Source organism: Mesorhizobium sp. M0678, assembly GCF_040320505.1.
GTDB lineage: Bacteria > Pseudomonadota > Alphaproteobacteria > Rhizobiales > Rhizobiaceae > Mesorhizobium.
On the sequence record NZ_JAMYPT010000004.1, the window covers coordinates 114600 to 127151 of the forward strand.

Here is a 12552-nt window from a genome sequence, read left to right on the forward strand (position 1 = left end):
GCCCGCCAAGCCCATGCTATTCCCGCGAAATGAGCTCCTCGCCGCCGATGACCAGCCTGAGGCCGAGATCGCCGGCGCGGCGGCGGGCGAGGAAGCGCGGGCGGCGCATGGTCGAGACGCGACCCTTGCGGCGCTCCTGCGCCGGCAGCGCCTTGATAGCAGCGCCGAGCGATTCTTCGAGCGTGCGGGCAATGCCGTCGGCCTCGATCAGCAGCATCGGCAGGCGGTAGGCATCGGCCCAGGCGCGCCAGTCAGCGGCGACATCGTCGAGATCGTCGGCCACCAGCAGCGGCACCGACAGCATCGGGTCATTGTGCAGAAGCTCAAGCGTCACTGTGACATTGCCATCCGGATCCTCCATGGCGCGGGCGGCGACGCCGCGAAACGCGTTGGCGGGCAGAGCGATGATCGCCGGCACGCCGCTCATCTCCAGCGTGCGGCGGATAACCGCGCCGCGCTGGTCGATGGTGAAGGTGACGTCGCCATAGTCGTCGCGCGTGGCGTAGCTCACCACCTGCGGCAGGCGGAATGGGTCGAGACGCATATTGCGGCCGGCCCAGACTGGCTTCAGTCCAGTGTTCATATCGTGCCTTTCCTGTTTCTCCTGAGAGCCGGTGTTTCCGGTTCTCCGGGCCGGTTTTCCCAGCCTCGTTTGTGGAGAAACATTAGCGCGGGCTTCTTATCCTCGCGCTTAAGAAAGTCGGTTAAATTTTGCTGATCCGGGGCAGATGGTTATCGGAATGCGAACCGGCGCAGGCCGGCGAAAGGATCAGATAACCTTACCCGGATTCATGATGCCGGCCGGGTCGAACGCGGCCTTCACCCTGCGCATCAGCTCGATCGCCATCGGCGGCGCCGTCGCGATCAATTCGTCCCGCTTCAACTGGCCGATGCCGTGCTCGGCTGAGATCGAGCCATGAAACGCGCGCACGACGTCGTGCACGGCCTTGTTCATGACGTGGTAAAGGCCGAGAAACGCCTCGTCATCGCCGTCGACCGGCCGGGAGATGTTATAGTGCAGATTGCTGTCGCCCATGTGGCCGAAGCAGACGACGCGCGCGCCGGGACTGACCGATTGCACGGCGCCGGCGGCCTTTTCAATGAAGGGCGGGATTGACGCCACCGGCACCGAGATGTCGTGCTTGATCGAGGCACCTTCCGGCTTCTGCGCCTCGGGCAGCACCTCGCGGAAATTCCAGAACGCATCGCCCTGGGCAATGCTTGCCGCGATTACCGCATCGCCGACGATCCCTTGCTCGAGGCCTGCCGAAAGCACCTCCTCGATCAGGGCCCTGGCATCGTCGGCCGAACGGCCCGACGATATCTGCATCAGCACATACCACGGCCAATCGCCGGCCAGCGGCCGCACCACGCCTTGTGCGTGGGCAAGCGTGAAGTCGTAGGGCCTCTGGCCGATCAGCTCGAAGGCGGTGAGCGCTGCCCCTGCACGATCCATCGCCAGGCTGAACAGCGACAGTGCCGCCTCCGGCGATGACAGGCCGGCAAACGCCACCTCGCGCCCCTTGGGCTTGGGGAACAGCTTGAGCACGGCGGCGGTGATGATGCCGAGCGTACCCTCGGCGCCGACGAACAGGTTCTTCAGATCGTAGCCGGTATTGTCCTTTTTCAGCTTGCGCAGATCGTCGAACACTTCACCGGTCGGCAGCACCACTTCGACGCCGAGGCAGAGCTCGCGCGCATTGCCGTAGGCAAGCACGCCGGTGCCGCCGGCGTTGGACGAGAGATTGCCGCCGATCTGGCAGGAGCCTTGCGCGGCAAGCGACAGCGGAAACAGCCGGTCGGCGGCATCGGCCGCTTCCTGCAGCGTCTGCAGGATGACGCCGGTTTCGACCGTCACCGTGTTGGACAGTGTATCGATCTCGCGGATGCGGTTCAGCCGCGACAGTGACAGCACGATCTCGCGGCCGGATGCGTCCGGCACCTGGGCGCCGACCAGCCCGGTGTTGCCGCTTTGCGGCACGATGGGCGTGCCGGTTTCGGTCGCCAGCCGCATGATGCTGCTGACCTCCTCGACGTTCCCCGGTCTCAGCACCAAAGCCGTCCTGCCGTGCCAAAGTCCGCGCCGCTCGGTGAGGTAAGGCGCGATGTCCTGCTGGTCGCGCAGCGCATATTTGTCGCCGACGATTGCCGCAAAGCGCGCGACGACGGCGGGGTCGAGATCGGGGGAAATGTCGTTCATGGGTGGAAACTATGGTGCTCGTTCGATCTTGTCACGCGGGGCGGCGGCGCGCGAAAGCCGGTCGTTGATCGCCTCGCCCAGCCCTTCGAACGGGATCGGCTCGACGGCGATGGTTTTGGCGCCACTGCCATCGAGATCCTGCAGATGGGCGAAGAGATTGCTTGCCGCCTCGCGTAGGTCGCCGGTCTCCGACAAGTTGCGCAGGGCGGCTGCATCGCGCCAGCCTTCGGCACGGCGGCGGCCGAAGGCCAGCAAGGCTTCGCCCGGTGCGACCTCCGCAGCATCGAGCCGCACTGCCGCACCTGGCGCATAGTGCGAGGCGAGCATGCCGGGCGCCTCGATGCCCGAAGCGCCGCGCAGCAACTTTGTCCCGGCCACCGCTTCGATCTCTTCGGCGGCAATGCCGCCCGGCCGCAGCAGCCGCAGCTTTCCAGCTTCGACCTTGACGATGGTCGATTCCAGCCCGACCGGCGTCGCGCCGCCGTCGACCACAAGCTTGATCCGGGGACCGAGATCGGCGGCCACGGCTTCGGCCGTCGTGGCGCTGATCCTGCCCGAGGAATTGGCGCTGGGCGCCGCCAGCGCGCGGCCGAACCTGGCGATCAGCTCGCCGCCAAAGCCTTTCGGCATGCGCAGCGCGATCGTTTCCAGGCCGGCGGTGACCAGCGGATGAATGCCGTTGCCGGGCCGTTGCGGCAGCACCAACGTCAGCGGCCCCGGCCAGAATGCCTGCGCCAATCTTTCCGACAGCGGGTCGAACAGCGCGATGCGCTCGGCCATCGCCGGATCGGCTATATGGGCGATCAGCGGGTTGAAGCGAGGTCGGCCCTTGGCTTCGAAGATACGAGCCACGGCAACGCCATTGGTCGCGTCGCCGGCCAGCCCATAAACGGTCTCGGTCGGGATGGCGACGACATCGCCGCTCTCGAGCAGCGCCAACGCCCTTTCCATCGCCTCGCCGACGGCACGAATTTCAGCCACTGTCGTCACCTCACGGATGCGGGTGCCTAATACGCTGACGCCGGGCGAGCAAGCCCAGGCATTGGCGAATCGCAAATCGCTAAAATGCTATGTTTCCCCGCAAGCCGGCATCAACTGCCCTCGGCTAGGGTGCCGTCTTGTTGGGCAAGGGGAATTATCATGCTTTCGATGCGTATCCTTGGAGCGCTTGGTTTGGCGTTTATGGCCGGCACGGCACAGGCCTCGTCGCTGGTTTTTCTCGGGCAAACGACGGCGACGCCTTCGGTTGTAAGTGCCGGCGCGCTCGAACGGGCGAAAACACCGTCGATCGTCGCGCTCGGCGAGAAGTTGCCTGACGTCAATGAAAACGTCGCCGATGAAAAGGTCGCGGCGATCCCGAGCCAGCCGAACCATGGCTTCGACGGAAGCCCGATGATCATCCGCGGCGGTATTGTCGGCGATGCCTTTGCAACGTCCGCGCCCAAAGCCGCGCCGGCCACCGCTGCCGCGCCCGCCGCGGGCGGCAAAGCCGACCCAAAGGTCGCCAGCAAAACCCCTGAGCCGGCAGCGCCGCAGCCTGCGCCGCTAGCAGCTCCCGACCAGCCGAAATAGCGCCACAAGCGATGATTTTTTCGCGAATGTCAGCCGGCTATTTTCGAGAAATCGGCGACCCGGTCAGTCGCTGCGCGGATGCGGGCGAGCAATGCCAGGCGATTGGCGCGCACCGCCTGGTCCTCATCGTTTACCAGGACTTTCTCAAAGAATGAATCAACCGGCTCGCGCAACACGCTAAGCGCCAGCATGGCGGCGGAAAAGTCTTCGTTTTGAATTGCTTCGCCGGCTTGCCTCTCGGCCTGATTGACCGCCGCGAACAAGGTTTTTTCGGCGCCCTCCCGGAACAGAGCCGGCTCAACATAGTCGGCGATCGTCGTTTTCTTCTTCTCTTCGGCAGCCACGATGTTGGCCGCGCGCTTGGTGCCGGCAAGCAGGTTCTTGCCGTCCTCGGTGTCGAGGAAGGAACCGAGCGCCTCGACGCGGCGGACGATTTGCAGAAGGTCGTCGTTGGACGATTGGCCGATCTCCCCCCTAGAGGGGGAGATGCCCGGCAGGGCAGAGGGGGGCGCCGTAGAGCGCACTTCCTCGACAGAAGCTTGAGACGCCGGCGGGACAGCGCCCCCCTCTGTCGCCTTCGGCGACATCTCCCCCTCTAGGGGGGAGATTGGGCGCGAGCCCGCCGCCAGTACGGCGTCGATGAGATCATGCCGCGCGCCCTGGTCGCGGAGATAGACCTTTAGGCGGTCCTGGAAAAAGGAGAGGAGGTCGTTTTGGCCAGCGTCAAAGGTACGCAACCAAACGGCTATCTGCTTACGGAGGAGCGAGTCGACGCTTGCAGCAATTGCGGCAAAACGCACTTCATCAAACTCCAAACCAGTGAATGTTTCAGCATCCGCAAACCGAATAGCCGCCTCGCCCAGTTCCCTATTCCAGCGCTGATCGGCAAAAAGTAGCCACGCCGTTCTCCAGCTTGTTTTAAGACGAATTCTGATCCCGTTCTCGACCAAAATCCTGACCACCCCCAGCGCCGCTCTTCTGAGCGCATAGGGGTCCTTCGATCCGGTCGGCTTTTCATCAATCGCCCAGAAGCCGACCAGCGTATCGAGCTTGTCTGAGAGCGCCACGGCGACCGATACCGGATCGGTCGGCACGCGATCGGACGGGCCCTGCGGCTTGTAGTGCTCCTCGATCGCGGCGGCGACCGAAGGATGCTCGCCCTGCAGCAGCGCATATTTGCGGCCCATGGCGCCTTGCAGTTCCGGGAACTCGCCAACCACTTCGGTGGTGAGGTCGGCCTTGGCGAGGACGGCGGCGCGGCGCGCCAGCGCGGTAATCTCCCCCCTCGAGGGGGAGATGTCGCCGAAGGCGACAGAGGGGGTCGTCTCGCGTGGAGCGCCGACTTCCTCTTTCTTCGAAAGGCCAGATCGCGTCGCGCCAGCCGAAGCGACCCCCTCTGGCCTGCCGGCCATCTCCCCCTCAAGGGGGGAGATTGAACTCGCCACGAGCGGCGCCAATTCCTCAGCCAATCGCTTGATCCGTTCCACCCGCTCGCCTTGCGTGCCGAGCTTGGCGTGGAAGGTGACGCCGAGGTGGTCGAGGCGGGCCATGCGCTGGTCGAGCGGCTTTTTGAGATCGAGCCCGAATTTTTCCGCCGAAGCCTGCAACTGGTCGAGGTCAGGCAGATCGCCCTGATCGGTCTTCCAGAAATAGAGCGCGTCGGACAGGCGGGCACGCACCACCTTGCCATTGCCGTGGGCGATCTCCTTGCCGCCATCCTTGGCCTCGATATTGGCGGTCAGGATGAAACGATTGGAGAGCGGCGATTGGCTGATCTCCCCCCTTGAGGGGGAGATGGCCGGTAGGCCAGAGGGGGTCGGCACGACCTGACGCGACTCCCTATCGCGGACAGGGGATGCCGCCGATCCACGCGAGGCGACCCCCTCTGTCGCCTTCGGCGACATCTCCCCCTCGAGGGGGGAGATTTGGCGCGTCGTCACAAAACACTTCTGGTTGGCGCGGATGGTGAGCCGGATCACCTCGGCCGGAATGGCCAGAAAATCCTGCTCGAATTCGCCCATCAGCACGACGGGCCATTCGACCAGGCCCGACACTTCCTCCAGCAGCCCCTCGTCCTCGACGAGGTCGAGCCCGCTGGCGAAGGCGAGGTTCCTGGCATCGGCAAGAATGATCTCCTTGCGTCTGTCGGCATCGAGCACGACCTTGGCCGCCTCAAGCTTGGCTACATAATCGTCGAAGCGGCGCACCGTGATGGCGCCCGGCGCATGAAAACGGTGACCGTAAGTGACGTTGCCGGAGCGGATGCCGTCGATCTCGAAATCGACGACCACCGGCTCCTCGGTTTCGGGGCCGAAGGTGCACAGGATCGATTGCAGCGGCCGCACCCAGCGCAGCGAGCCGGGCTTGGCCGAAGCCGGCCCCCAGCGCATCGATTTCGGCCAGGGGAAGGTGCGGATGATGCCCGGCACCAGCTCGGCGATGATCTGCTCCGCCGGCCTGCCCGGCCTGGAAATATGGGCGACATAGAAGTCGCCCTTCTTCGGATCGGAATGAACATGCGCCTCGGCAATCGAGGCAAGGCCCGCCTTGCGCAGAAAACCCTGCACCGCCGCCTCGGGCGCCTTGGTCGAGGGCCCCTTGATCTCCTCGCTGATGTCCTTCGAGCGGGCGGTGAGGCCGCGAATGTCGAGCGTCAACCGGCGCGGCGTCCAATATTCGCGCGCCGCCTCATAGGTCAGCCCGGCTTCGACCAGACCGTCGGTCAAAAGCTTCCTGAGATCGCCGGCCGCCTTGCGCTGCATGCGAGCGGGGATTTCCTCGGAACGAAGTTCTAGAAGCAGGTCAGGCATTGAAAGAGCTCACGCGACAAGAAACAGCCGCCGCTTCGCGGCGTCCTCCCCCATCGAGGCGAAGGTAAGCGGGGCATAGCAACTCGGTCGGCTGCTGTCACCCTTCCCAGCAAGATCGGGCCAGCACGATCAAGGCGTCCAACAGCGAATTCCGAAAAAATTCAGCCGCCTGTCGGACACGCGCCGGTCCGCCCGTCCTTGGATCAAAGATTTCCCTGAACCGAACGCAGCGCTGAAGCGACCAACGCTCAGGCAGAGAGCTATTGGCTGAACGAGCATGAAAACGGCATCGACATTCCTGCAGATCCTCGCGCTCAGCGCCTGTTTTACAGCGCAGGTGCATGGCACGTTCTCGATGCCCGGCGTCAGACAAGCGTTGCGGACAATAGCCGGTGCAAGCGGCCAGGGCGCATTGCCAATCAGCGCCCCTGCCGAAACCGCCTGGAGCTAAGCCGCCATTCCGCCCGCCTGCGTCAGCAGAAACGCCTCGCCGCAGGCCTTGGCCAGATTGCGAACGCGCAAGATGTAACTCTGGCGCTCGGTGACCGAAATGACGCCGCGTGCGTCGAGCAGATTGAAGACGTGGCTGGCCTTGATGCACTGGTCGTAGGCCGGGAAGACCATGCGGTGATATCCCTCCCCCTTGAGGGGAGAGTGGCCAGACAAGGTCTGGCCGGGAGGGGTCGCTCGTGCAGTGCTCGACGCCTGACCTGCGGTGCCTTCTGAGGCGCCCCCCTCTGCCCGCTTCGCGGGCGTCTCCCCCTCAAGGGGGGAGATGGGCGCGCCGGCTTCGAGCAGCGCCTTGCACTCGGCTTCGGCGTCTTCGAAATGGCGCAGCAACATCGCGGTGTTGGCAAATTCGAAATTGTGGCGCGAATATTCCTGCTCGGCCTGCAGGAAGACGTCGCCATAGGTCACCTTGTCGGCGCCTTCGCGGCCGTTGAAGTTGAGGTCGTAGACATTGTCGACGCCCTGCACATACATGGCCAGCCGTTCCAGCCCGTAAGTGAGCTCGCCCGCCACCGGTGCGCATTCGATGCCGCAGACCTGCTGGAAATAGGTGAACTGCGACACCTCCATGCCGTCGCACCAGCACTCCCAGCCCAGCCCCCAGGCGCCCAGCGTCGGGCTTTCCCAGTCGTCCTCGACGAAGCGGATGTCATGCAGCAGCGGATCGATTCCGATCGCGGCCAGCGAGCCGAGATAAAGCTCCTGCAGATTGGGCGGATTGGGCTTCAGGATCACCTGGTATTGGTAATAGTGCTGCAGCCGGTTCGGGTTCTCGCCATAGCGGCCGTCCTTGGGGCGGCGCGAGGGCTGGACATAGGCCGCGTTCCAGCGTTTTGGGCCGAGCGCGCGCAATGTCGTTGCCGGATGGAATGTGCCGGCGCCGACTTCCATGTCGTAAGGCTGGAGGACGACGCAGCCATAGTCCGCCCAATAATTATGCAAGGTCAGGATCAGCCCCTGGAACGAGCGGCTGGGGTGCATGTGGGCAGGGATATCAACGGTCACGGCGGCCTCCGGCGGGGATGCGGCACCTCGTAGATGCCCGACCTCCGAGCGTCAAGGCGACAGGTTACCCCTTCGGGCAATCACTTCAGACCAGTTATCGATCTCGGCGCCGCCCCTCATCTGCCTGCCGGCATCTTCTCCCCGTATAGTGACGGGGAGAAGGGGCTGGCCGCGACCTCGGTACTCGTTCTGCAACGCTGGAGATTGGCGAAATCCTTTGCGAAGGCGTCCTTCTCCCCGTCACCATACGGGGAGAAGTGCCCGGCAGGGCGATGAGGGGCGGCGCAAACCTGCAGCGATTGATCACCCCTTCGGCGCGGGCGCCGGCACGGGCTTTACGTTCGGGGTTTCCTGCGCCGTGTTGGATTCGATCGGCGGCAGGCCTTTCATCAGCTTTTGCTGCAAGGCGGCAAGCACGTCCGGGTCCGGCTTCAGGTCGCGGGCCTGGTTCCACTGGAAGGTGGCTTCCAGCTTGCGGCCGACGCGCCAGTAGACGTCGCCGAGGTGATCGTTGAGCACCGGATCCTCCGGCTTCAACGAAACGGCGCGTTCCATTTCGCGCACCGCATCGTCGAACTGGCCAAGGCGGTAATAGGCCCAGCCCAGCGAATCGACGATGTAGCCGTCGCTCGGCCTCAGGTCGACGGCCTTCTGGATCATCGCGAGGCCTTCCTTGAGGTTCATGTTCTTGTCGACCCAGGAATAGCCGAGATAGTTCAGAACCTGCGGCTGGTCGGGGTAGAGCTCCAGCGCCTTGCGGAAATTCGGCTCGGCCTTCGGCCATTCCTTCAGTCGCTCATAGGCGATGCCGCGCTGGTAGAAAATGTTCCAGTTGGCGGCGGTCGGCGTCTTCAGCACCTCGACTGCCTTGTCGTAAAGATTGGCGGCGGAGCGGAAATCCTCCTTCGAGGAATAGACGCCGCCGAGCGCCAGATAGGCGCGCATGTCGTCTGGATGCGCATCGACGATGGCCTTGAGGTGAGCGATCGCCTCGTCGTTGCGGTCGAGATCGGCAAGGTTGAGGCCAAGCTGCAGGTCCGAAAGCTCCTTCAGCGGCGAGCCAGCGGGAATGCGGCGATAGAGCGCGATGGCGCCCTCGCCGTCCTTCAACTGCTCGGCAACGGCGGCAAGCTGAACGAGCGCCGCGTCGTTGTCGGGCCGCAGCGCCAGGGCATATTGCAGATAAAGCCGCACGAATGGCTCGCCGCCGCCGCGGTTGAGCGCGGTGGCGAGATCGAGCAGGATTTCCGAGGCGCCGTCCGACGGACCGGCAACGAAGGGCTCGATCTTTTCGCCCTTGTTGATCTTGTCGCGAAGCGCCGCAATCTCGACCTTGCCGGGCGCAAACGCCTCGGCCTTGTCGAGCACCGACAGCGCCTTGGCCTTGTCGCCTTTGCGGGCGAGGAAAGAGGCGTAGGCCTGCGCGTTGCGCATCCATGTTTCTGGGGCCGCACCGCCTGCCGCCGTGTCCTGCACGGTGGCGGTGTAGAGCGCATCCGCCCTGTCGGGCAGGCCGGAGGCGTCGGCAATCAAGGCACGGTGGAAGGACTTGAACAGGCTGAACCAGTCGGGGCCTTGCAGCTTGTCGATGGAAGCCATGGCCTCGCCGGCGTCACCCGCACCCTGCTTGGCCCAGCCGGTCATGACGCCGGAGATCAGCCGGTCGAGATCGGATTCGAGCGACAGCTTGAGCCAGTATTCGGCCTTGGAGAAATCCTTCTTGTGGAAGGAATCGATGGCCAGCGCCAGGCGCGAGAAGCGCTCGACGTCGGGAACCGCCTTGAGCTTGTCGGCATAGACCAGGGATTCGTCGAAGCGCCCCTGCGCGATCAGCGACAGCATCAGACTCTGCTGCAGTCCCGTATCGTTCGGATCGAACGCAAGCGCCTGCTTGTAATAGGAGATGGCACTGTCGAGGTCGTTGTCGCCGTCGGCGATCCTGGCGGCGAGATAGGCCCCCGAGAAGGATGTGATCCTGACCGGCTCGGCGGTCTGTTTGGCATGCGCCGGCAAAGCCGAGATCGCCATGCCCGTCGCGATTGCCAGCCCCGTCAGCCAGCGCGCATATCCTTGCCGCATCATATCCCTTTCAGCCAAACGCCATCTCCGCGTCAGCGGGATCGCCGTAGACTCGATCTTTACAGGTAAAGCATGGCCTTTTTGGGGTCGGGCTTCAACCCGGCCCGAATTCACAATCGGGTCAAGCAATTAATAAACCATGCCGAAAGAGGTCGCACGACCGCATTGCGGCAATCCGGCAATGGGAAACCGGCGTCACGGCCCTGAAAACTCAGGACGCTTGCGAAAGGCTTGCGTCGAGCGCCTGCATGGCGACGGTGACAAGATCGTGCAGCCGCTTTTTCGGCACACCGTCGCGTGCCTGGACCGAAAGGCCGTGCATCAGCGTGGCGTAATAGTCACCCAGCGTCTCGGCATCGGTATCCGGCTTCAATTCGCCATCGCGCACGGCCTTTTTCAATCGCTCGACGATCGATGCGGTACGCGCCAGCCGATGCTCCGCCAGCCATTGCAGCACGGCGTCATTTTCGACGGCGCAATTGGTGGCGGCCGTCACCACCATGCAGCCCTGCGGCCGCCCCGGCCTCGTATAAATTTCTACGGCGTCGCGAAGCATGCGCTCGATGACGCGCCGGACATTTGGTTCTTCCTCTAGCGCGCGCGTGGCAAAGCCGCCCTCATTGGCCTCGTAAAGCGCCACCGCTTCGCGAAACAGATCCTCCTTCGAGCCGAAGGCGGCATAGATGCGCGCCGATGCGAGACCAAGCGCCGATACGAGATCGGCCATCGAGGTGCCCTCGTAGCCGCGCCTCCAGAAAGCGTCGCGGGCTTTCTCCAGCGCCTGGTCGCGGTCGAATTCCCTTGGCCTGCCTGCCATGGCGGTCTCCAATTTTTGTCGATCAACAAATAATCTGCTTGATTTCGGATTGCAAATCTCAATTCTTTGTCGATCATTAAATAATTGTCGACAAGGAGTCCGACATGAGTTCACTCGATCAAGGCGCGCCGCTCGGGGCGATAACGCAGGGAGCAAGCAGGGCGAAACATGGCGCAACGCTGGCGTTGCTCGCCTTCGCGCAGCTCATCATCTCGCTCGACCTCAACATCGTCTTCGTGGCGCTGCCGGAGATCGGCGCTGGCCTCGGATTTTCAGGCCAGACCCTGCAGTGGGTGGTCAGCGCCTACACCGTGTTCACCGGCGGCTTCCTGCTGTTCGGCGGCCGGGCCGCCGACCTGATCGGCCAGCGCCGCGTCTTCATCTTCGCGCTCTGGCTCTACGCACTTTCGTCCCTCGTCGGTGGCCTGGCCTGGTCGCCGGAAATCATCATCGCGGCACGCGCCGTGCAAGGCATCGGCGCCGCGTTCCTGTTTCCGGCGACGCTGTCGCTGATCAACCGCCTGTTCGCCGAAGGGCCGGAACGCAACCGGGCGCTCGCCGTCTGGGGCGGCGCGGGCGCCAGCGGCCTGACGCTCGGTTCGCTTGCCGGCGGGTTTCTGACCAGCGCCTTCGGCTGGCCGTCGGTCTTCTACGTCAACGTGCTGCTGGCCGGGATCGCCATCATCGCGGCTTTCGCCATCATCCCGCGCGATCGCAAGCGGCACGAGCACCGCAGCTTCGATCTGCCCGGCGCACTGACCGTCACCGCCGGCGCGACGCTGCTTGTCTTCACCCTGGTTCAGGGACCTGAATATGGCTGGGGCTCTGGCGCAATCATCGCCAGCGCGGCACTGGCGGCATTCTTCCTGATCGCCTTCACCGTGATCGAGGCCAACAGCGCCGATCCGCTGATGCCGCTGCGCCTGTTTTACAACCGCAGCCTTGTCGCCGGCATGACGATAACCTTCCTCTACATGGCCACTTTCGGCGCGCTGCCCTACTTCCTCACCGTGCTGCTGCAGAACGTGCACGGCTTCACCGCCTTGCAGACGGGCCTCGCCTTTCTCGTGCCGTCGGTCGCCATCGCCACCGGTACGCAAGCCGGCGAGCGTCTGGCAACGCGCTTTTCGACGCGCAGCACCCTGGTCGGCGGCATGATCGTCGGCGCGGTCGGCACAGCATTGATGGTATCAGGCGCGACTGCCGACAGCAGCTATCTGTCCCTCGTACCCGGCCTGATCGTCTCCGGCGTCGGACAAGGCATCGTCTGGACCGCAATGTGGATTGCCGCCGCTTCCGGCGTTGCCCATGACCAGCAAGGCGTCGCCTCGGGGATGGCTTCGACGACGCTCAATGTCGGCAACGCCATCGGCATGGCCGTGCTGATTGCGATTGCGAACAACCAAATCGGCGAATTGTCCGGCAATGCGTTGAAAATTGCCGTCGCCGACGGCATCCAGGTCGCCTTCTGGCTCGCGGCGGCGGGCATTGTCGTTAGCCTGCTGGCAGCAATGGTTCTTCCGGCAAAGGCTCGATGAGAACAAGCGCGGGCCGCCGAT

Annotated in this window: 9 protein-coding genes and 2 pseudogenes; 3 read left to right on the top strand and 8 right to left on the bottom strand. The window is 64.1% G+C overall.

What is annotated here, in order from left to right; all coding sequences use genetic code 11:
• Nucleotides 1-16 precede the first annotated feature (16 nt).
• From NKI29_RS09515 to NKI29_RS09525, 3 genes are all read right to left on the bottom strand, one after another.
• Nucleotides 17-583 carry a DUF6101 family protein gene (locus NKI29_RS09515; RefSeq protein ID WP_352571410.1) on the bottom strand — a complete coding sequence of 189 codons (567 nt, stop codon included), beginning with the start codon at nucleotides 581-583 and terminating at the stop codon, nucleotides 17-19.
• A gap of 186 nt (nucleotides 584-769) precedes the next feature.
• Entirely contained in the window at nucleotides 770-2200 is a 1431-nt protein-coding gene (locus tag NKI29_RS09520; protein ID WP_352796042.1) for an FAD-binding oxidoreductase, read from the bottom strand.
• 9 nt (nucleotides 2201-2209) lie between these two features.
• Entirely contained in the window at nucleotides 2210-3181 is a 972-nt protein-coding gene (locus NKI29_RS09525) for an L-threonylcarbamoyladenylate synthase (RefSeq protein WP_352571412.1), read from the bottom strand.
• A 159-nt stretch (nucleotides 3182-3340) separates the two neighbouring features.
• On the opposite strand from NKI29_RS09525, the gene NKI29_RS09530 reads away from it, so the two are divergent.
• Complete coding sequence (locus NKI29_RS09530) at nucleotides 3341-3772, top strand: hypothetical protein (protein WP_352571413.1); 432 nt, start codon at nucleotides 3341-3343, stop codon at nucleotides 3770-3772.
• Between the two features lie 29 nt (nucleotides 3773-3801).
• On the opposite strand, the gene NKI29_RS09535 is transcribed toward NKI29_RS09530, so the two are convergent.
• Nucleotides 3802-6582 (bottom strand): glycine--tRNA ligase subunit beta, encoded by a 2781-nt coding sequence (locus NKI29_RS09535; RefSeq protein ID WP_352571414.1) that lies wholly within the window; start codon nucleotides 6580-6582, stop codon nucleotides 3802-3804.
• A 277-nt stretch (nucleotides 6583-6859) separates the two neighbouring features.
• On the opposite strand from NKI29_RS09535, the gene NKI29_RS09540 reads away from it, so the two are divergent.
• On the top strand, nucleotides 6860-7033 hold the full coding sequence (locus NKI29_RS09540; protein WP_352756320.1) for a hypothetical protein: 174 nt from the start codon (nucleotides 6860-6862) through the stop codon (nucleotides 7031-7033).
• Here the strand turns inward: NKI29_RS09540 and NKI29_RS09545 are convergent.
• From NKI29_RS09545 to NKI29_RS09560, 4 genes and pseudogenes are all read right to left on the bottom strand, one after another.
• Nucleotides 7030-7212, bottom strand: a pseudogene (locus NKI29_RS09545) (glycine--tRNA ligase subunit alpha); the annotation flags it as partial. The gene NKI29_RS09540 and the pseudogene NKI29_RS09545 overlap by 4 nt on opposite strands.
• Before the next feature lie 147 nt (nucleotides 7213-7359).
• Nucleotides 7360-8073: pseudogene (locus NKI29_RS09550) on the bottom strand (glycine--tRNA ligase subunit alpha); the annotation flags it as partial.
• A gap of 327 nt (nucleotides 8074-8400) precedes the next feature.
• The gene (locus NKI29_RS09555; protein WP_031211039.1) at nucleotides 8401-10176 is read right to left on the bottom strand and encodes a tetratricopeptide repeat protein; all 1776 of its coding nucleotides are present in this window, start codon (nucleotides 10174-10176) and stop codon (nucleotides 8401-8403) included.
• 211 nt (nucleotides 10177-10387) lie between these two features.
• Nucleotides 10388-10993: a TetR/AcrR family transcriptional regulator gene (locus tag NKI29_RS09560; RefSeq protein WP_352571415.1), complete on the bottom strand. Its 606-nt coding sequence runs from the start codon at nucleotides 10991-10993 to the stop codon at nucleotides 10388-10390.
• Nucleotides 10994-11097: 104 nt separating this feature from the next.
• On the opposite strand from NKI29_RS09560, the gene NKI29_RS09565 reads away from it, so the two are divergent.
• Entirely contained in the window at nucleotides 11098-12531 is a 1434-nt protein-coding gene (locus tag NKI29_RS09565) for an MFS transporter (RefSeq protein ID WP_352700339.1), read from the top strand.
• Nucleotides 12532-12552: the final 21 nt, after the last annotated feature.